This is a genomic window from Gottfriedia acidiceleris (assembly GCF_023115465.1).
Classification (GTDB): domain Bacteria; phylum Bacillota; class Bacilli; order Bacillales; family Bacillaceae_G; genus Gottfriedia; species Gottfriedia acidiceleris_B.
This window is the reverse complement of record NZ_CP096034.1, coordinates 1,689,634-1,709,592: the sequence shown is the minus strand read 5'-3', so window position 1 is coordinate 1,709,592 and position 19,959 is coordinate 1,689,634. Positions and strand designations below refer to the sequence as shown.

Annotated in this window: 25 protein-coding genes; 10 read left to right on the top strand and 15 right to left on the bottom strand. The window is 32.0% G+C overall.

Going from position 1 to position 19,959, the window contains the following annotated elements; genetic code table 11:
• The first annotated feature begins 54 nt into the window (after positions 1 to 54).
• Together MY490_RS08175 and MY490_RS08170 are read left to right on the top strand one after the other, a co-directional pair.
• Positions 55 to 666, top strand: coding sequence for a DsbA family oxidoreductase (locus tag MY490_RS08175; RefSeq protein WP_248268765.1), 612 nt, complete (start codon positions 55 to 57; stop codon positions 664 to 666).
• 286 nt (positions 667 to 952) lie between these two features.
• Positions 953 to 1,894, top strand: a complete 942-nt coding sequence (locus tag MY490_RS08170) for a Gfo/Idh/MocA family protein (protein ID WP_248268764.1) — start codon at positions 953 to 955, stop codon at positions 1,892 to 1,894.
• Between the two features lie 58 nt (positions 1,895 to 1,952).
• On the opposite strand, the gene MY490_RS08165 is transcribed toward MY490_RS08170, so the two are convergent.
• The 3 genes from MY490_RS08165 to MY490_RS08155 all read right to left on the bottom strand — a co-directional run bounded on the left by MY490_RS08165 (position 1,953) and on the right by MY490_RS08155 (position 4,918).
• Entirely contained in the window at positions 1,953 to 2,873 is a 921-nt protein-coding gene (locus MY490_RS08165) for an MBL fold metallo-hydrolase (RefSeq protein WP_248268763.1), read from the bottom strand.
• 176 nt (positions 2,874 to 3,049) lie between these two features.
• Positions 3,050 to 3,913 (bottom strand): AraC family transcriptional regulator, encoded by an 864-nt coding sequence (locus tag MY490_RS08160; protein ID WP_248268762.1) that lies wholly within the window; start codon positions 3,911 to 3,913, stop codon positions 3,050 to 3,052.
• Between the two features lie 81 nt (positions 3,914 to 3,994).
• Positions 3,995 to 4,918 (bottom strand): DMT family transporter, encoded by a 924-nt coding sequence (locus MY490_RS08155; protein ID WP_248268761.1) that lies wholly within the window; start codon positions 4,916 to 4,918, stop codon positions 3,995 to 3,997.
• 194 nt (positions 4,919 to 5,112) lie between these two features.
• On the opposite strand from MY490_RS08155, the gene MY490_RS08150 reads away from it, so the two are divergent.
• The gene (locus tag MY490_RS08150) at positions 5,113 to 6,033 is read left to right on the top strand and encodes an NAD(P)/FAD-dependent oxidoreductase (protein ID WP_248268760.1); all 921 of its coding nucleotides are present in this window, start codon (positions 5,113 to 5,115) and stop codon (positions 6,031 to 6,033) included.
• 152 nt (positions 6,034 to 6,185) lie between these two features.
• Here MY490_RS08150 and MY490_RS08145 read toward each other — a convergent pair whose 3' ends face one another.
• From MY490_RS08145 to MY490_RS08135, 3 genes are all read right to left on the bottom strand, one after another.
• Complete coding sequence (locus tag MY490_RS08145) at positions 6,186 to 6,563, bottom strand: hypothetical protein (RefSeq protein WP_248268759.1); 378 nt, start codon at positions 6,561 to 6,563, stop codon at positions 6,186 to 6,188.
• 584 nt (positions 6,564 to 7,147) lie between these two features.
• Entirely contained in the window at positions 7,148 to 7,912 is a 765-nt protein-coding gene (locus tag MY490_RS08140) for a MerR family transcriptional regulator (RefSeq protein WP_248268758.1), read from the bottom strand.
• Between the two features lie 196 nt (positions 7,913 to 8,108).
• Entirely contained in the window at positions 8,109 to 8,609 is a 501-nt protein-coding gene (locus MY490_RS08135; protein WP_248268757.1) for a hypothetical protein, read from the bottom strand.
• 250 nt (positions 8,610 to 8,859) lie between these two features.
• Here MY490_RS08135 and MY490_RS08130 point away from each other — a divergent pair, with 250 nt between their 5' ends.
• Complete coding sequence (locus MY490_RS08130) at positions 8,860 to 9,285, top strand: SET domain-containing protein (RefSeq protein ID WP_056475314.1); 426 nt, start codon at positions 8,860 to 8,862, stop codon at positions 9,283 to 9,285.
• 18 nt (positions 9,286 to 9,303) lie between these two features.
• Here the strand turns inward: MY490_RS08130 and MY490_RS08125 are convergent, their stop codons facing one another.
• The 3 genes from MY490_RS08125 to ggt are packed head-to-tail and all read right to left on the bottom strand — an operon-like array spanning position 9,304 to position 12,047.
• Complete coding sequence (locus MY490_RS08125; RefSeq protein WP_248268756.1) at positions 9,304 to 9,831, bottom strand: chromate transporter; 528 nt, start codon at positions 9,829 to 9,831, stop codon at positions 9,304 to 9,306.
• On the bottom strand, positions 9,828 to 10,409 hold the full coding sequence (locus MY490_RS08120; RefSeq protein ID WP_248268755.1) for a chromate transporter: 582 nt from the start codon (positions 10,407 to 10,409) through the stop codon (positions 9,828 to 9,830). Before MY490_RS08120 ends, MY490_RS08125 begins: the two co-directional genes overlap by 4 nt.
• Positions 10,410 to 10,430: 21 nt before the next feature.
• Positions 10,431 to 12,047, bottom strand: a complete 1,617-nt coding sequence (gene ggt, locus MY490_RS08115) for a gamma-glutamyltransferase (protein ID WP_432707043.1) — start codon at positions 12,045 to 12,047, stop codon at positions 10,431 to 10,433.
• A 211-nt stretch (positions 12,048 to 12,258) separates the two neighbouring features.
• Here ggt and MY490_RS08110 point away from each other — a divergent pair, with 211 nt between their 5' ends.
• A complete protein-coding gene (locus tag MY490_RS08110) occupies positions 12,259 to 12,939 on the top strand; it encodes an N-acetylmuramoyl-L-alanine amidase family protein (RefSeq protein WP_248268754.1) in 681 nt (226 codons plus the stop codon).
• 102 nt (positions 12,940 to 13,041) lie between these two features.
• Here the strand turns inward: MY490_RS08110 and MY490_RS08105 are convergent, their stop codons facing one another.
• On the bottom strand, positions 13,042 to 14,280 hold the full coding sequence (locus tag MY490_RS08105) for a DNA polymerase IV (RefSeq protein ID WP_248268753.1): 1,239 nt from the start codon (positions 14,278 to 14,280) through the stop codon (positions 13,042 to 13,044).
• 146 nt (positions 14,281 to 14,426) lie between these two features.
• On the opposite strand from MY490_RS08105, the gene MY490_RS08100 reads away from it, so the two are divergent.
• The 3 genes from MY490_RS08100 to MY490_RS08090 all read left to right on the top strand — a co-directional run bounded on the left by MY490_RS08100 (position 14,427) and on the right by MY490_RS08090 (position 15,863).
• On the top strand, positions 14,427 to 14,945 hold the full coding sequence (locus MY490_RS08100; RefSeq protein WP_248268752.1) for a VOC family protein: 519 nt from the start codon (positions 14,427 to 14,429) through the stop codon (positions 14,943 to 14,945).
• Between the two features lie 124 nt (positions 14,946 to 15,069).
• Positions 15,070 to 15,447, top strand: a complete 378-nt coding sequence (locus MY490_RS08095) for a globin domain-containing protein (protein ID WP_025672250.1) — start codon at positions 15,070 to 15,072, stop codon at positions 15,445 to 15,447.
• A gap of 17 nt (positions 15,448 to 15,464) precedes the next feature.
• Positions 15,465 to 15,863: a thiol-disulfide oxidoreductase DCC family protein gene (locus MY490_RS08090; RefSeq protein WP_248268751.1), complete on the top strand. Its 399-nt coding sequence runs from the start codon at positions 15,465 to 15,467 to the stop codon at positions 15,861 to 15,863.
• 67 nt (positions 15,864 to 15,930) lie between these two features.
• Here MY490_RS08090 and MY490_RS08085 read toward each other — a convergent pair whose 3' ends face one another.
• Positions 15,931 to 16,095, bottom strand: a complete 165-nt coding sequence (locus tag MY490_RS08085; protein WP_248269459.1) for a hypothetical protein — start codon at positions 16,093 to 16,095, stop codon at positions 15,931 to 15,933.
• A 273-nt stretch (positions 16,096 to 16,368) separates the two neighbouring features.
• Here MY490_RS08085 and MY490_RS08080 point away from each other — a divergent pair, with 273 nt between their 5' ends.
• On the top strand, positions 16,369 to 16,653 hold the full coding sequence (locus MY490_RS08080; protein ID WP_248268750.1) for a YiaA/YiaB family inner membrane protein: 285 nt from the start codon (positions 16,369 to 16,371) through the stop codon (positions 16,651 to 16,653).
• Positions 16,654 to 16,717: 64 nt separating this feature from the next.
• On the opposite strand, the gene MY490_RS08075 is transcribed toward MY490_RS08080, so the two are convergent.
• The 4 genes from MY490_RS08075 to MY490_RS08060 form a co-directional block, all read right to left on the bottom strand.
• Positions 16,718 to 18,058: a glycosyltransferase family 2 protein gene (locus tag MY490_RS08075; protein ID WP_248268749.1), complete on the bottom strand. Its 1,341-nt coding sequence runs from the start codon at positions 18,056 to 18,058 to the stop codon at positions 16,718 to 16,720.
• Between the two features lie 194 nt (positions 18,059 to 18,252).
• Positions 18,253 to 18,447 (bottom strand): DNA-directed RNA polymerase subunit alpha C-terminal domain-containing protein, encoded by a 195-nt coding sequence (locus MY490_RS08070; RefSeq protein WP_248268748.1) that lies wholly within the window; start codon positions 18,445 to 18,447, stop codon positions 18,253 to 18,255.
• Positions 18,440 to 18,892, bottom strand: a complete 453-nt coding sequence (locus MY490_RS08065; RefSeq protein WP_248268747.1) for an alpha/beta hydrolase family protein — start codon at positions 18,890 to 18,892, stop codon at positions 18,440 to 18,442. The genes MY490_RS08070 and MY490_RS08065 overlap by 8 nt, the downstream gene beginning before the upstream one ends.
• The gene (locus MY490_RS08060; RefSeq protein ID WP_248268746.1) at positions 18,889 to 19,146 is read right to left on the bottom strand and encodes an alpha/beta hydrolase; all 258 of its coding nucleotides are present in this window, start codon (positions 19,144 to 19,146) and stop codon (positions 18,889 to 18,891) included. Before MY490_RS08060 ends, MY490_RS08065 begins: the two co-directional genes overlap by 4 nt.
• 196 nt (positions 19,147 to 19,342) lie before the next feature.
• On the opposite strand from MY490_RS08060, the gene MY490_RS08055 reads away from it, so the two are divergent.
• Positions 19,343 to 19,939: a DedA family protein gene (locus MY490_RS08055; protein WP_248268745.1), complete on the top strand. Its 597-nt coding sequence runs from the start codon at positions 19,343 to 19,345 to the stop codon at positions 19,937 to 19,939.
• The last annotated feature ends 20 nt before the right edge of the window (positions 19,940 to 19,959 follow it).

Sequence of the window (19,959 nt, the reverse complement as noted above, 5' to 3'; positions counted from 1 at the left end):
GATTTAGCTCTAATTTTGTTTATACTTTCCTTAATTGATTTAGGAGGTTTCATAATGAAAGTTACAATTTATTCGGACTATGTATGTCCGTTTTGCTATTTAGGAAAAAAACCACTTGAGGACGCTATGAAAGAAGTTAGCGACGTAGAGCTTGAATGGAAACCATTCCAATTAAGACCTGAGGGAGCTGAGCCTTTAAGTCCAAATAGTTCTTATATACAACAAGGATGGAAATTCGGTGTTCAACCACTCGCACAAAAACTTGGTGTAGAGATGATTTTACCAACTATGGATCCTCATCCTTCAACTAAAAAAGCTCATAGAGGCTTTTTATTCGCACAAGAAAATGGAAAAGGTGCTGAATATGCTCAAGCAGTTTTAACAGACTTTTGGACAGAAGGCAAAGAAATTGGTGATGTAAACGTACTGGCAAATATCGCTGAAAAACTTGGCTTAAACCGTTCTCAATTCATAGAAGCTGTTTCAAACACAAAGTATGACACATCAATCCAAAATCCTAATTTTATTAACGCAGTACCAACTTTTATAATTGGTGATCAAGTTTTACAAGGTGTTCAAAGTAAAGAAGCATTTATTCAAGCATTAAACAACCAAAAACTTGTTGAGCAGTCTTCATTAAGCTGCGACATTGATGGAAACTGTTAATAATATTTAATTAAAAAGGATGTCCCTTAAGTTTTAATTTCTAACTTTTGAGACATCCTTTTTAATTTTCAAACCATAAATACGACTTCTCCTCCAAGATTACCTTCATTACTATGAATCATAGCTTCTTTATGTGACGAAATTCCCCTTTTAGATTTGGTACTAAATGTAACTTTCAAGGATATTTGTAATATCGCAAATAATGAACATGATACCTATTTCTTTAATTTTTTAATTTTTCTTACTATAATTACAATATAAATCTACTTTGAAAGGTGTTTTTCTCATGATAAAAGTTGGTATTATTGGTCTTGGCGCAATTGGCCAAAGATTAATTCCTTTATTTTCAAACCACCAAGAAACAAAAATAGTAGCAATATGTGACACATTAGAAGAAAGAGTTCAAGAAACAAGTAGCCAATTAGAATCAGTTTTAACCTTTACAAATCATCTTGAGATGCTTGAAAATGCTGAACTTGATCTAGTTTATGTTACTGTACCTCCAAAATACCACTATTCAGTTGTAACTGATGTAATCGCAAAAGGAATTAATGTGCTTTGTGAAAAGCCTTTGGCAAATTCAACGGAGGAAGCTCTAGGACTTTATACTCAAGCAAAAGAAAAAGGTATTTTTCATGCTATGAATTTTCCATTAAATTACAATGTTGGTAGTAAGTCTTTTGCTAGCCTGATTAAATCCGGATATGTTGGCGACTTAAGAAGAATCGAATTAAAGATGCGTTTTCCAAATTGGCCGAGACTATGGCAACAAAATGAATGGGTTGCTACGAAAGAACAAGGAGGTTATGTATTAGAGGTTGGTGTGCATTATATTCAACAAATTCAAAAGATTTTTGGTAATATGAAAGTCCATACAAAACATATGCAATACCCCTCTGACCCTCTAGCTTCCGAAAATGGAATGATCGCCTTTTTAGAATTAGAAGATGGTACGCCTGTATTAATAGATGGCTTAAGCCAAATTGCAGGTGAAGAAGAAATTAAATTTACAGTATACGGTTCGAAAGGAACTCTTTCTTTAGTAAATTGGGCTAATTTAGAAGGAGGAAAATTCGGCGAGCCAATTAGGCAAATTGAAGCCGATCAAACTTTAGCTGATTCATTAATTGATCATTTAGTAAAGGCTCTAAAAGGTGAAGAAGCTACAATCATAGATTTCTCTGAAGGCTACAAAGCACAAGTAGTTTTAGAAGCATTAAGAGGATAAATCAATACATAAAGAAAATGGTACTACTTTTAAGTGAGAAGCACCATTTTTTTTCATTTTAATTGAATAAAGTTTTTAGCATTTTTAAATTCTTTAAAAATAGTTCCGGATACGTCCAATTACTATATTTTTTTGGAATTTCATACTCCTCTACTGACTCATTTTCATTTATTATTCTAAATAAATCCTCAAAATAACTAATCAGATTTAAAATAGCTTTTTTAGTTCCAACTCCACCATGACCAGGAATGACTTTTTCGATATTTAATTTTTCCATTTCCTCTAATATAATTTTCCACTTTAAAGGGTTTGACTCTGCAAAAAAGCTAGGATGAGAATTTACGAATAATAAATCACCCATAAAAATTGTTTTGTTTTCAGGTATATATAAGAAGGAATCGCATACTGAATGACCACCACCAAACGTAATGAGTTTAGCCGTCTTTTTAGTCCCATAAAAAGTAGCTTCCTTTTTATACGTAATCGACGGCAATACTAATTCTAATGTTTTTAATGACACCTCGAACTCTTTCAAAAAATTAATTTGGTTATACAAACTTAATTCATTTTCATTTAAATATCGTTCTTCTAAAGATAAGATGTATGATTTCAATCCCTCAATATCATCTTTTTGTTTTTTAAATCTTTCAGGGTCGTTCTCCAACATTTTTAATCTAGTCTCTTCACTAGAAATAATCTTAGAATCTTTATATACTTGATTTCCCCGAATATGATCTCCATGCCAGTGGCTGTTTATTACCCATGTCACAGGTCGATTAGATATTCTTTCTGCCATATTTTTTAATTCCAAAGCGGCTTGTTGTGTATTGAAAGTATCAAAAATAATAGTTTGATGTCCTAAATCTACGAAACCTGCATTACCAACTGCTCCACCACCTTCTTTTGCAATCGCAGCAAATATACCATCATCCACTTTCAATAAATCAAAATGCCTACTTGAGAAGTTCTCTAAATTCATAAATTTATTCCTACCTTTTCTAAGTTAATAGGTGAAACTCTAATAAATTTATAATTCTTTCCTACTCCGAACTTCCCCTTTTTTGTAAATTGTAATTATCAAAAGGAAGTTTCGTGAAAATAAAAAAAGCGCATATCAAAGGTTATTAACATTTGATTGCGCTTTTCTTTATAGACTTATTTTACAGGAATCCAAATTTCAGTATAATAATCTTCACTAAATGGATTTCCTTCTGGATAAAGTTCAAATTCTGGGATTCCTGCATGTGAATAGCCGCTTGAAGGAAACCATTCAGAAAAAATCTTCTTCCATGCCGATTGCATTGCGTGTGGCATTGCTCCGTGAACACCAAATACAGCCCATTTCGATGCAGGAATTTCGTGGTGATAAAATCCTTCTGGTACATCTCCTTCGTATTCGGTTGCAACCCAATATTCTAGTAGATTTTTTGATTTTTGCTCCTCGCTCATCATGCACACACCTAAAACACCTTTAATGTTACCGTTGTTCATTTCGTACAAACGATCACTCGTACCATTTTCATTAACCTCTTCCCACATTTTAGGAATCAGTTGCTGTTGTTGGTCATTCAAATAAGAAAACTCTTTTTTCACTCCAACTACTTGAAAAGCACTTTTTTCAACAATATTAAATTGCATTGGTTCTGCTCCCTTCAAACTCACCTGAATAACGAGGCGGTTATATGATTTTAGATTTCCAATAAGCTTTCTTGCTTCACTTGGGGTTACACCATGCTGTCTTCTAAACGCTTTTGCAAAAGCCTCAGGAGAGTCATACCTATATTTCAAGGCAATATCAATAATTTTATGATCAGTAGTTGTTAATTCATTGGCTGCTAGAGTCAATCTTCTCCGTCTAATATATTCAGCTAAATTTATATCAGTTAAAATTGAAAATGTTCGCTGAAAATGAAAAACAGATGAATTAGCTTGTTTAGAAATTTCTTCAATCGTTAACTCATTTAATAAATTGTCTTCAATATAATCAATTGCCTTTTGTAAAGATTCAACCCAAGCCATATGACTCCTCCCTTATTTACATCCTAACAAGTTATCATTATTGAGTCCTGTCTTTTTATGCTCTTAGGTGACAGATAATAGTCAATTAGACTCTTTTCGATCAGCAATTGCTAAAATGACAACCGTACTTATAATACATAGGCTACCTATCCAATCGATCAATTCAAAATTTACTCTTAACCAAATTACTGATAGTACAGCTGCTGATAATGGTTCCACACATGCAAGTAAGCTAGATTCAGAAGCATTAATATACTTTAAACTCTCTAAATAGCAATAAAAGGCGATTAACGTTCCAAATAGAACAATAAAAATGACTGCGAAAGATGCACTCATCGACCAATGGCCTTGGAAATTAAAAGGTGAATGTATGAAGCTAAAACAAATTCCACCGATTAGCATTCCCCAACCTACAACGATTGTCGACCCAAATTTTTTTAAAAGTTTTTGAGGCTGTATTGAATAAAATGCTAAAGCAAAAGCTGAAGCTAGCCCCCAAAATAATGCCAATCTAGTAATAGACAATCCTTTAATCGTTCCATGTGTTACCAATAAAAATGTCCCTGCAAGAGCTAAAATGACTGCTAGTACTTCTTTTCTAGTAGGTACTTTTTTGAAACGCATTGCTAAATAGCTTGTAATAATGACAGGTGCCAAATATTGTAAAATTGTCGCTGTAGCAGCATTTGAAGCTTTTATTGCGGCGAAGTATGTATATTGAACTGCTAACATCCCAAGAATACTAAATAACAATAAACTTAAGACATCCTTCTTATCCTTCCAAATTTCTATTATATTTCTTTTTTCTTTCAGACCAGCAAAAACTAATAGGATGATTCCTGAAAACAATAATCGAATAACCACTAACCATTCTGGACTAAAATGATTTTTTTGAAATACAAATTGTGCAACAGTTCCAGATATGCCCCATAATATTGCCGCAGTTAATACGAGAATAATTCCCTTCGTTCTAGAATTTGTTAAGGCAAACTTATCTGCACTCATTTTTACTCCCTCCACAAAAAATAACAAATTTAATAAGTTAATAGAAAAATCGTACCTAAGTATTCAGAATATATCAATCATAAATCTTTTAATTTTCAACAATTAGATTAATTGAGGAATTGTGATTAGAAATTGCTTAATTGGAAAAATTGAACATATACGATTTTGTATTAAATGATTTAGGAGAAAAGTCTATGAATGAATTATATGAATGTATCATAGTAGGGGGAGGTTTCGCAGGTTTACAGGCATCAATTCAGCTTGGTCGTTACCAAAGGAATGTACTCGTAATTGACTCAAATTATGGACGCTCAACATTATGTAAATCATATCGTAATATATTAGGTTGGCCAAATAGTATAAGTGGACAAGAGCTAAGACAACTAGGAAGAAAACATGCTGAAGTTTATGGTGTATCATTCACCCAAGATAAAGTAATAAGTATACAAAACGTAAACAATCAATTCTTAGTAGAGACGAAAGCAGGAAAATCTTATTCTGCCAAAACAGTCTTACTAGCAACTGGACTAATTGATCGAATTCCTCAAATTAAAAATCTAGACGATTGTCTTGGATCGACAATTTATGTTTGTCCAGACTGTGATGGATATGAAATTTTAAATAAAAGTGTTTTAATACTTGGATCTGGTAATATTGGTGCAAATCTTGCCATAACATTAGCTTATTGGTCAAAACAAATTACATATATTAATCACGAAGGACATGACCTTGATCCCAAATTAAATGACCAACTACAGAAAATTGGAATTCACTATCGAAAAGAAAACATTAAAGAAGTACTCAAAGAAGACGATTCCACTTTTAAAGGTATTTGTTTACAAAGTGGTGAAATAATTTATGGGGACCGAGCTTTTATTGGTTTTGGTGGAAATGAAGTACAAAATAATCTTGCTATCCAACTAGGAGTAAATCTTTTAAATAATAAGCATGTTATTGTAGACCAACGGACAAAGGAGACAAATGTTCCAAATGTATGGGCAGCCGGCGATTTAGTAACACACTCTCAACAAGTCACAATAGCAATGGGCGATGGTACCCAAGCCGCTGTATGGATTCAAAAAAGATTATTAGAAATAAGTGTAAAAGATTTATAAATATAGCACTTTGATCCCTCATCTTCATAAACAAAAATTTCTTAAACACCTTATCCCTTCCGAACAAAATTACTAAATAAGTTTAACTAAAAAAAGTATTACATCATTTAATGAGGTAATACTTCTTTGCTGTTTTCAATTAACCAATCGTTTTAGAAAAATACTTTTAGTAAAGTATACATAGTAACGATTGCTAAAATAAAGACTAAAATTGGTATTAATATTCGGATGAAAGTTGAAGGCATTCGATACCTTCTATAAGTATCCTCAATACAAATAATACATAGTAAATAAATTAATCCTGATATGATTGCTCTAGCTAAATCAAAATTCCCAAGTGATTTAATGGTGTGATTAACATGCTGAAATATATAAAATTGTACAAGATTAAAAATTAAAAATAATAAAAAATAATAAAATACACTTAATATATAAGTACTAAATTTTATTTTTTCACGCTCAATATTTTGACGCTTTCTAATAAAGCGCTTCTTATGTCGCTCTTTCCTCGGTATAAATTGTTCGTCCATTTTAGTACATCCTTAGTTTAAAAATTAAATTATTTAAATCAAATTCTTACCTATATTGTACATAAACATTCCATTATTTAAAAATTTATAATACTTCTCTACAAAAATTACATCAAACTAAATAACCATAAAGATAATTATACCAAATTTCATTGAATACATTTACTATTTTTTTCCAAAAAAATATAAAAAAAGTGTACTTAAATTGAAGTACACTTTTTAACGCTGTTGAAAAACTACCTTCTCAATTAAATTACCAAATTTACGTAAAAGGAGTAGAGTGATGTTGATTTCCACTACAGGATAGCTTTCAATGAGGAGAGATTCTTTAGCCTCCTCTGCGAGCCAGTGGGGTCCTTGCCTTCCTGTTTAACTTTTAGAAGTCTTAGGAGTATGATAACATCTCCATGTTGCTGTGTTATATTCTTATAAATCTTTTATTGGTATGCTATTTTCTTTTTTTCCTGTTTTACTTCCTCATGAACCACTATGAGGAAACTTTTCTCTTCTTTTTGCTGGTTTACTTCATCATGAACTATTTACGAATTTATGAGCAGGTATAGTCTAAGTATACCTTCCCAGACTTAATTTTTATGTTGCGTGTAAATATGAATTGCATCTCTTAAAAATTCAGCAGTTCCAGGTTGTACTTTATCGTAATGTGCTCTAAAACGTTCATCGTCTACATACATTTGGGCTAAGCCCGCGTGCGCTTCCTTACTATATTTGCTCCAATAAAATGTTAACCATTGTTTATGCAAATCAGCTGCTTTTTGTGCAATTTCACTTGATGGATCACCCGTTTTAACTGCTTCAGCTAATGTTTTTTCTAACTCTTCAGCAAGTCGCGTTACTTCTTTATGATCTTCTTCTGTCATACTCATTACTTTTTGATTTGCTTGATTAACAGCTTCATCTCCATATTTTTTACGTGCTTCTTTTCCATATTTCTTTTCATTTTCTTCGATCATATCTTTCTTAAAGCCTTCAAACTTTTCTTTATTTGACATTGTAATTCTCCCCTCTGTTAGAGCAATTGACTTTTCAACGTTTGAAATTAATAAATCCAATTGCTTTCTTTTATCAAGAAGCTGCTCACGATGCTCGGTTAACGCCTTGGCACTATTAAAATCAGGTGATGTGATAATTTCTTTAATGTTTTCTAAATTCATACCTAGTTCTCTATAAAATAGGATTTGTTGCAAGCGATCTACTTCCGCTTGACCATAAATCCGATATCCTGATGAGTTAATTCTTGCCGGCTTAAGAATTCCAATCTCATCATAATATCTTAAAGTCCTTGTGCTGATTCCTGCTAAAAGTCCAAGCTTTTGTACTGTATATTCCATTGCGATTACCTCCTGACATCTTTACAATACACCTTTACGCAACGTTAAAGTCAATTCTATAATTTATCTATTTTAGAAATTTTTTTCGGAGTAAGCTACAAAATTCTTACCGATCGTTTGGCAATATTCTTTACAAGGCATAAAAAAATCCCCTCTGCTATAGGGGATTTCATCATGTAGACAAATTACATAATAATTATTTACCTGTAAATACTTTCATACCATTTATACCATCAAAGGGTTTTCCACCAGGAGCGTGCAAATGACGAACTGCTAGTTTAAATCGCTTATTTGAAGGTATTTCTTGTTTAAAGGTTAACAAGAATGAATTGTTATCACCTTGTACCTTTGTAATTGTAACTTGATTATTTGATAAGGCATTCCTTGCATTAAATTGGCTCTTGCTTCCTAGTGATGCAATTCCGGTAGGGATTTTATCAGATAAACTTTGAATCCAATAAAATGATGCTTTTGTTCCTAAATTAGGATCAACTTGTGAATCAAAAGTTACTAGAATCTGATTTGTTGAAACCTGGAAAATATTAGCTAAAAAAGGAATTTTGTTTACAGTTTGGTTTGGCTTATATCCTTCAATTCGCAGAAATTCCTTTTTGCTAGTTGCATTTACCTGCTTAATTCCTGGAAGAATAGAAGACATTACAATCAATAAAATCATAATCTTATAAAGAAATTTCATTATAATCTGCCTCCCTATATATATATAACAATTTTATAATTTGATGTTTTGGCAAAATATATACTTAGAATTTTTTAATTTTATCGGTTTTTAATCTAATAGGAGACTTATCTAGGTTTTACTACTTCTTTCGACTGAAAAGAGACGCACTATTATGTGAATAATGCTAATTAGATAAAAAAATTGATTTATATCTAAAATAGTGGCAAACTATCTATAAGACTTAAGAGAGAATTATAGGTGTGTAATTATGATTGAAATTAAAACTTCTACGTTAAGTGACGGTGAATTTAATCGAGGTGTCTTTGCAACACGAGATATTGCTAAAGGTGAACTGATACACGAGGCACCAGTGATTTCTTACCCGAACGAGGAACATGAGCATATCGAGAAAACTTTATTAGCAGACTATGCATTTGAATATGGAATTAATCATTCAGCTATTCTTCTAGGATACGGAATGCTATTCAACCATTCTTATGATGCAAATGCAACTTACGATATTAACTTTGATAATCACACATTTGATTTTTTCGCTTACAAAGACATTAAAGCTGGCGAAGAAATTTTGATTAATTATAATGGTGAAGTAGATAATATGGATCCACTTTGGTTTAATAAAGATTATGAAGAAGTTATGAGCAAGGAAAAGGAAAAAGAAAAAGAAACCAATTGATTGGTTTCTTTTTTATTTTTAAAGATTAATGGCACCATAAATTAATGCACCAAGTACTACAAAAGCCGGATGAATTTTAAATTTTTCCATTAAGAAAAATGTACAAACCGCAATAAAAATAACTTGGAATGCTCCAATATCATGAAAGGAATCAGAAAAAGATTGATATGTAAGTACGCCTAAAAGGACAACTATTGTCGGTTTTACATATGCTGTCATTCTCTTCACTCGAATTGAGTCACGATTTTTATAAAGTAGTCCAATTAAAAGAATCATTAGTAATAAAGAAGGGATTACCGTTGCAAAGACTGCTATAAAGGAACCAAAGATTCCTCCCATTTTATATCCAATATAGCCTGCCATTTTTGTGGCGATAGGCCCTGGTAAGGCATTCCCCATTGCAAATGCTTCATGAAATTCTTGTTGAGTTAACCAATGATTTTGTGCAACAACATCATTTTGAATTAATGGGATTGTAGCTGGCCCACCACCATATCCTAAAAGATTCGTTATAAGAAATGAAAGAAATAATTTCCAATAAATCATTCGTTTGTACTCCCCTTCCTCGTCTGATCGTCATTTGAGGAAGTTGTTTTTACTGGCTGAAAGATAGCAAATATTAGTAAACATCCAATTATGATCGCTGGGTGTATGTGTAAAAATTGAATTAGAAACAAACCGACAACTAAATGAATTAAAATTGTTGGTGTTTTCAATCCTTTTTTTGAACTTTGAAAAAATTGCCATGTTAATACTCCTAACATTACCCCTACAACAGGTACAATCGATTCCTTCATCCCATTAACCCATTTAATATCTTTAAAAGATGATAATGATGTTAAAAGTATAATCATTAAAAGGATTGTCGGTAAGATCGTTGCAATAATCGCAATAAGCATTCCGATTATACCACCAATACGATAACCGATATAACCAGCTAATTTTGTATTGATTGGACCTGGGAGCATATTTCCTATTGCTAAAATTTCAGAAAACTCTTCGTCTTTCATCCATTTATACGTATCAACGACTTCTTTATAGACTAGTGGAATCGTAGATGGCCCGCCACCATATCCTAAAATACTACTTCGAAAAAACGCGATGAATATTTCTAATTGTTTCATTAAATCCATTCCTTTTCATATTTACCAACTTGCTATACAACCGTCCGTTCTTGATTCTGTACCACCCATTAAAACGCCAGAATCTTCATTTCTCCAAATAATCTGGCCTCGCCCGAAACTTCCAGTATCCTTTGCAACCATAATTTCATGACCTTTAGCCTGTAATTCTTTTATAATCTCTTGAGGAAAACTAGGTTCGACTTCGATTAGTTTCCCTTCAATCCATTGCCATCTAGGAGCGTCTAAGGCTTCTTGTGGATTTAAATGAAAATCGATGCTATTCATGATTACTTGAACATGGCCTTGAGGCTGCATATAACCACCCATTACACCGAATGGTCCAATTGCTTTATTATTTTTTGTTAAAAATGCCGGAATAATCGTATGATATGATTTTTTTCCACCAATTAAAGCGTTAGCATGTTTTTCATTTAGGCTAAAATCACACCCCCTATTTTGTAATCCGATTCCAGTTCCAGGAATGACTATTCCTGAACCAAAACCCATATAATTACTTTGAATAAAGGAGACCATATTTCCATCCCCGTCAGCTGTTGCTAAATAAACAGTGCCTCCACTAGGCGGTCTTCCAGGTAATGGTGTATGAGCAGTTTCTGTGATCCCTAAAAAGCGTTCTTTTCCATATTGATCACTTAAAAGACTTTCAACCGAAGTCTTCATAAACTTTCGATCTGTGACATATTCCTTTCCGCAAGCAAAAGCTAACTTCATTGCTTCAAATTGTTTATGATATGTAGTTACGTTCTCTTTTTCATCAAACGAATCATTTTTTAATATATTTAAAGCCATCAATGCGACAATTCCTTGACCATTAGGTGGAATTTCCCACACATCATATCCTCTGTAATTTATACTTATTGGATTTACCCATTCCGGTTTAAAAGACTCTAAATCTTCTTTTGTTAAATAACCACCATATTGATTTGAAGAAGCAATAATTTTATCTGCAATTTCACCTTTATAAAAATCTTTTCCATTTGTTTCGGCTATTTTTTCTAAAGTTATTGCATGATCCAGTGACGACCAAATTTCTCCTACTTCAGGAGCTCTTCCATTTGGTGCAAACGTATTAAACCAAGCAGCAAACTCCTCAGAGTTTAACTCCTTTTTGTATATTTCATAAGCCTTTTTCCAAAACTTACCTAATGTTGGTGAAATCGGAAAACCTTCACGAGCATATTCAATTGCCGGTTGTAACACTTCCTTTAACGAAAGTCTCCCAAATCGATTCGATAATTCTACCCAAGCAGCCGGAGCACCAGGGACAGTTATTGGAATCCAACCATATTTAGGCATTTTTTCATACCCTAAATTTTTTAATTTTTCAATCGATATATTTTTAGGTGCTGGTCCACTTGCATCTAAACCGTATAACTTTTCGTTCATCCAAATTAATGCAAAAGCATCTCCACCAATACCGTTTGAAGTAGGCTCAACTACTGTAAGGCAGGCAGCTGTAGCAATTGCAGCATCTACTGCATTACCACCCTTTTTTAAAATATCTAGGCCTGCTTGTGCAGCCAATGGTTGGGAAGTAGCGACCATTCCATTTCTAGCATACACCACATTACGATGTGATGAATAAACGTGTTCATTCGCTTTCATTTTTGTATACATACAACTTTCCTCCTTGGCTGTTGGCAATCGTTACATTAGATAACAAAATAACTTAATCTTTAAATTCGACAATATTTTAGTATTCCCCTACTTAACTATCAATCTAAATAAAGAATCTATTAAAAGTCTTAAATTTGGTTATATTTAGTTGCTTGTCCATTTCAACTAAAAATTACTTTGAATACAATTATCATTAGGAGGGATAGTTTATATGTTGAAACTTTATTTAGATCCAGGGCATGGTGGCTCTGATTCAGGTGCAGTAGGTAATGGATTAAAGGAAAAAGATCTAACTTTGGATATCGCATTAAGAATAAGAGATTTATTAAATAATTACAATGACGTTGAGGTTAGAATGAGCAGATCTACCGATACAGATCGTTCTTTATCTGAACGCACTAACGATGCAAACTCATGGGGTGCCAGCTACTTTTTATCTGTTCATATCAATTCATTTAATACATCAGCGTCAGGTTACGAGGATTATATACATGATAGTTTGTCAGATACGTCTACTTCAGCTCAATACAGAAACGATTTACATCCAGAAATCGTTAAGCTTAATGGTCTAACTGATCGTGGTAAAAAGAAAGCTAATTTTCATGTATTACGTGAATCAAATATGCCAGCAATTTTGACTGAAAATGGTTTCATTGATAATGCAAGTGATGCTGCAAAACTAAAAGATCCAAATTGGCGACAAAAGGTAGCTCAAGGGCATGTAAATGGATTAGTAAAAGCATTTAATTTAACAGCTAAGACAAAGTCTGAAATGCATAGAGTAATCGTAGACGGAGTACAAGTCGGTGCATATCAAGATGATCAAAATGTACTGAATGCAGTAGAACAATATCTTCCAACAGCAACTAAAATTATGATTGAGAAAGTTTAAACGGTTATCTAACTATTTGAAGACTGTCTAATTAATAGACTGTCTTTTTTTGTTAAAAAAAGACAACAAAAAAGGACCTTCGATTGAAAGCCCAGCAGTTGTTTACTCTGTAGATTTCAATATATCTAATATATTGTTTGAGTCAATTTTCTTTTTCTGTCTCCCTAAACTAATAACTTGTTCTCCATATTTATCTTGCAATTTATGTAATGTTTCAAACAATGGTTCTTGTTTGGCATCCTTTTCAAAAGAAAATAGGTCCAATTGCTTTGATATTTCATCTTTTGGATTTAATTGTGATGCAGTTACTCCGATTAAACGTAATGGTTCTCCGTTCCAATTTCTTTTCCATAAATCAAATGCCTCTTTAAAGATATCATTAGCTAGTTGTACAGGTGTAGAAAGTTTTTTACTTCGATTAATTGTTTTTCTGTCACTAAATCGAAGTGTAATTGTCACAGTGTCAGCCACTAAACCCTTCTTAATTAATCGTTCAGCTACCCGTTTAGATAGAGTTTCAAATTTTTCTGCAATCATTGGTTCCTCAAAAACATCAAATGAAAATGTCGTTGATTGGCCAATTGTCTTATGTGAAAGCATACGACTAGGATCGACTTCTCTCTCATCTATTCCATTGGCCTTATTTCTTAAAGATTTACCGTTTACACCTAATAGTTCTTGTACTTGTTTTTCATTACTTTTTGCCAAATCTTCTATAGTATTAATGCCAATTTCATTTAGTTTTTCTTCAGTTTTCTTACCAACACCATGCATCTCTCCTACTTTTCTTGGCCATAAAATAGTAGGAACATCCCTCTTACGAAGAACAGTAATTCCAAGTGGTTTCTTCATATCTGAAGCTGTTTTCGCAAGAAATTTATTTGGACCAATACCGATACTACATGGCATATCAAGATCTTCTAACAACATTGACTGGATCAATTCAGCTATTTTAATTGGATGACCTAGTTTTTCATCACAATCAGTTATATCAATATATCCTTCATCTATTGATGCCACTTCAATTTTAGGACTTATAGTACCTAATTTTTCAAATATTTGCCTTGAGACTTTTCGGTAAGCTTCAAAATTTGGAGTTTTCACAATCATCTCAGGACATTTTTTTCGCGCTTCCCATAATGGCATTGTTGCCCGAATTCCATAAGCTCGAGCTTCATAACTTGCAGTTACGATAATTCCCCTTCTCTCTTTTTCATTGCCGGCGACTACTACTGGTTTACCTTTTAATGATGGATCATTCGCTATTTCAACTGAAGCAAAAAATGAATTCATATCAACATGTAAAATAACTCTTCCACTCTTTGGTGCCCATTGATTCATTGCTACACCTCCTATGCTAGTATAATATCATTTTTTTATAATTTCTTTTAACGTGTACTAATGATGAATATGGTTAAAACTTATAAAGTTTGAATAAATTTAATATCCAATTATTATAAACGTTTTTCGAGTAAAGGAGAAAAGCTATGCAAAGTAAAATTCAAAAAATATCAACGAATTTATGGTTTGATACACAAGCCGAAGAAGCCGTAAATTATTACACTTCTATATTTAAGAATTCAAAAATTGAAAGAATCACACGTTATGGAAAAGAAAGACATGACCCAAACAGTATGGAAGAAGGAGCCGTTATGACGATCCAATTTAGCTTAGAAGGGCTAGATTTTGTTGCGTTAAACGGTGGACCTCACTTTAAATTTACAGAAGCAATTTCATTCATCATTCATTGTGACTCCCAAGAAGAAATAGACTATTATTGGGACAAATTATCAAAAGATGGAGATAAAAATGCGCAAGCATGTGGTTGGTTAAAAGATCAATTCGGTATCTCATGGCAAATTGTTCCGACCATTTTACCTCAACTATTAAATAACTCTAATCTAGAAAAATCTGAACGAGTAATGAAAGCTGTTCTCCAAACTAAGAATAAAATCAATCTAAACAACTTAATTGAAGCATATGAAGGAAACCCCTCTTCTAATTAGAATAGGGGTTTTAATAATAAATTACATTACCATAAGGTTCCTATTTACTTCTCATAAAGTCCAAAAAGAGATAAAATAAATCTATCTAAATTGTATTTTTTGAAATTAATGGAGGTATTTTCTTTTGAGTAACGAAAATCAATCAATGTATGATTATATAGGGAAAGAAAAATTAGAAGAACTAGTGGATACTTTTTATTCTTACGTTTCAAAGCATGAGAGACTTTCACCAATATTTCCAGGTGACTGGGAAGAAACAGCACGTAAACAAAAACTATTTTTAACACAGTTTTTAGGTGGACCACAATATTATAGTATGGAACGTGGTCATCCAAGAATGCGCGCGCGTCATTTGCCTTTTCCAATTACAATTGAATTAGCTCATGACTGGTTGGATTGTATGGGAAAAGCAATGGATGATGTCGATTTAGATGAAGAAATTAAAGAGCCATTATTACAACATTTAAGAAATGTTGCTTACCATATGGTGAACCAAGAATAATCTTTAGGGGATAAATTATGACCGAGAAGCCAATTATTCTATTTGATGGTGAATGTATTTTATGCAATGGAGCTGTTCAATTTATTATTAAACATGACCAAAAAGGTTATTTTCATTTTGCGGCACTACAATCTACATTTGGCGAAAAGCTTAAGAAGGATCACCCCGAACTTGGTTCAATTGATTCAATTTTTCTTGTACAAAATGGAAAAATAAAATTTGAATCTTCAGCTGCACTTTCTATTGCAAAAAATTTAGAAGGTTGGCCAAAATCTTTCTATACCTTAATCATAATCCCAACAACAATACGTGACTATTTATATAGACTGATTGCAAGAAATCGTTTTAAATTCTTTGGAAAAAATGAATCATGTATGATCCCATCAAAAGAAATTAGGGATCGATTTTATTTATAAAAACCCTTTCAATTAAAAGAACCACAAGGTTATCATTTCCCCTTGTGGTTCTTTTTTAGTTCCTGAATTAACTTTTTATTAGAAATCTTGTTAAAGCGAGCCCTAAAAATCCAACCCCCATCCCGATTAGCCAACCTGAATGTGATTCATGTAATAAACTCCCAATTCCACCACCTAGAAACATACAGCCTACAAACACGATTCCTCCAATACCAGCACCTCTATTACCCAAAATCTGACCATCCCCTTCAAATAAATCTATTTCCGATCTATTTGTGATTAGATATCTTTTTGTATTTCTCTATTTTTTATTTAGCTTTTTCCTAAAAAATTCCAGTAATATTTTCTAATTTACTAATTTATTAGAATTTTATTACTATTTAATAACAAATTTTATATAATGATATTAGACGTTAAGAATTTTTTTGAAATCATAAATACCTTCTTAATTGCATTTTTTAACGTCTAACCATTATGTAAAATTTTACCCGGAGCGTGATTAAATTTGCAGAAGCACAGACGTAGAAACACACCAGCATTTACTGTTTTAGCATACTTCACATTAGTTGCAGGAGTATTTTTGTTTTGTATCGGACTTTACAATGCAGATATGGAATTAAACGAAAAAGGTTATTATATTGCAGTTATGCTGTTAGTAGCAGTAGGCTCAATTTTAACCCAAAAGGTTGTTCGTGATAATGCTGAAGATGATGATATTATCGCTGAGCAAGAAGTTCAATTGAAGATGAAGTTAGATAGTTCAACAAAGAAAGAAACAAATAGTTTATAAAAACAAATGGGGATCACAAAAGTAAATTGACTTTTGTGATCCCCTTCCTTATGGTAATAAAGTTTTATTCCCAAACTCGTTTTAATTTAAAAAATTCTTGAATATAGCCATAAAGTGAAACTGGTGACATAATCATTTGATAGCATAATAGGAAGAATAAAAATCCTAAACGATTATTTCTTATTCTTAAATTTAAATTACGGAACACATAGTTTTTCTGGTAAAAATAAAGGATTGAATAGCTCATAAATGTTAATGGGAGAACTAATAAAGTCATTGGACCAACAATGATGTGGATTCCAAAAAAAGCTAAAATCAATCCAGGAATCCAACATACAGTATAAATAAAATCTAAGTAAACCATCATGAGATTAATACCCGTTAAATACTTTGTATAAACTTGTGGTTGTTGCCATGGTTTTATTTCAATCAGTCCTTCAACCATACCTCTTGCCCATCTTGATCTTTGTTTAGCAAAATGACCAAATGTTGTAGGTGCATCTGTAAATGCTACTGCTAATGGTTCAAAGTATACCTTCCATTGCTTTTGTAAAAGTCTCCATGTTAAAACGATATCTTCTCCAATTGCATCTGGCCAGCCATTAACTTCTTTTACACAATCAGTTTTATATAAACTAAACGCACCTTGTGCAACAAGTGTTCCTTGATATAATCCCTGAAGTCTTTTTATGGAAGCGATTCCTAAGAAGTAGTCCCACTCTTGAATCTTAGTCCAAAGTGTTTCTCGACTATTACGAACTAACATTGAGCCAGCAACAGCACAAACATCACTAGGGCTACTTTTTATTCTTGAAACTAAGTATCTTACTGCGGAAGGATGAATTAATGTATCTGCATCTAATGTAATAACATATGGTGTTTTTACATACTCCAAAGCTAAATTAAGTGCATGAAACTTACCTGGTTTTGGTTGATGTAATAAAGTAATATTTGAATTTAACTCTTTTTTCGCCCTCATTACTTCACGGTCTGTACCATCAGTTGAATTATTATTAATTACGATAATGTTCATTTCACCAGTATAGTCTTGATCTGAAATATATTTTAACGTATTAAAAATAGCAGCTTCTTCATTATAAGCAGCCACTAATACAGTTACCGAATCATTTGGAAATTCATTTTTAAAATTAGGTTGTTTATCGAGTAGTAAACTTATGACTAAAAAAGTGCTCATATAGCCTGGTATATAGGCAATACCACCTATTATGATGATTGCTACCGGCATAGTTACAACGTCAGATAAGTCCTCTATCCACGGAATTGATAAGTAAATAGAAAAAAGTAACCAAGATAATGAAATAAAATGGCTAATCCAAAATTTCTTATTTACTGTTAAATAATATCGGTTTCCTTTTTTTTGTATAGGAGACATGTTAGGTTTCAATAGCCATCCTCCTTTTTTATGAAATTTGAAATTTAAACAATAAAGTTCATTATATCACTATAGTTTGTAATCATATCTTAGCAACTTTTGGTAAAAATGAATTAATCAAGGATTTTTTAAAACAACATCATTACTTAATAATGACAAAATTAAAAAGAACTGAAATTCTATCAGTTCTTGATCTAGACACTATTTTATTTTTTAAAAGATAATCCTTTCTCTTCTAATGCATTTTTAATTGTCGTAATCGACTTAGGTCCCATTCCATGTAATTTTAATACTTCCGCTTCACTTAATTGTGTGAATTGCTCCAAATGTAAGTAACCTGCTGAAGTTAATGCTCTAATAGCAGGTTTAGATAATCCATTTGGTAGTGCATTTTCACTCATATAAAATCCTCTCCTTTTTAAAATTTTTATCAAACCAAGTGAGTATGTCGTTTTTCATATTACCTGTGATCGTATGATTTACATCCTTATATTTAAGAAAATCTATAAAATAATGATGTTTAGTAGTTAAAAAATCGAGTTGCCCTCCAATTGGAATAACTCGATCCTGTTGACCATGTAAAAATAAAACTGGCTTACTTATATTACTATCTTTAAACTTAGGATCATATTTTTCAAACGTTTCTAATTCACTTTCATTTAATGGCTCTCTTCTATCTTTTTTACGAAAATCGTTTTCAGAATAAATATAAGAACTTGATCCATTAATATTAATTAATCCGGCATAACTATTATTTGAAAAAAACATTCCACTTGCAATAAAACCACCCATTGAACTACCTAACAGAATTGTATTTTCTTTAAGTAAACAAAGCTGATGTGTCAATTCATCTTCTTCATCAATGGTTTCAAATATCGTTTTCCAAAATATGTTTGTAAAATATCTTGATCAAAATGGTTATTCAATACTTGTCTCGAATCATGGTATTTAATTTCGGGAATAACAACTTTAAATCCTAATTTAGAGAGCTCATTACCAAGTTGTATTTGTGATTCAATCGTTGAACCCCAACCATGAAACATGATGATTGTTTCTTTCCTACTAAATACATTTGGGGTTATTTCATAATAATTAATCATTGTTCCCACCTAAATTTCTTTATTTTCTATCGTAATATTAAATCATTCTAATAATAACAAAATTATTTGAATTTTAATTGCCATATTTAAGAAAATGCTATAAAATACTTTTGTTTGTATACAATAAAATATTATCTATATAATAAATTTTTGCCTATTTACTTCACGCGGAAAAAATCGAGGATGTGTATGATCAATGGTTCAACATTTAAACTTAATAATTAGTCACTATGGTTATCTAGGCATCATTTTAGCATTAATAGGAGGAATTATAGGATTACCACTACCAGATGAAATTCTTTTAGTATACATAGGTTATAATGTATTTCTGGGTAGATTGTTATATTTACCTTCCATAGCTTGTGCAATTATTGGAATCATTTGTGGAATCTCATTAAGTTATATACTTGGATACATATTTGGTTTACCTTTACTTAATAAATATGGACCAAAAGTTCATATTACAGAGAAAAAAATTGAAATAACAAAAAGCTTATTTACGAAATTTGGACCATATATCCTTATAATAGGATTTTTTATTCCCGGAGTCAGGCATTTAACTGCTTATTTTGCTGCCATTAATAAATATTCTTATCGTAAATTTGCAACGTTTGCATTTATTGGAGCAATCCTTTGGGGATTCACTTTTATAACATTAGGGAAAATTTTTGGTGAAGAATGGGATAAAGTGGCGTCTATTTTTGCAAAGTATAGTTTAGTCATATTTCCATCTGCCTTATTGATTGCGATTGTATTCTTTTATGTATATAGAAAACGTTTAACTACTAGTTAGAGTTTGGTTTTGAGACTTCT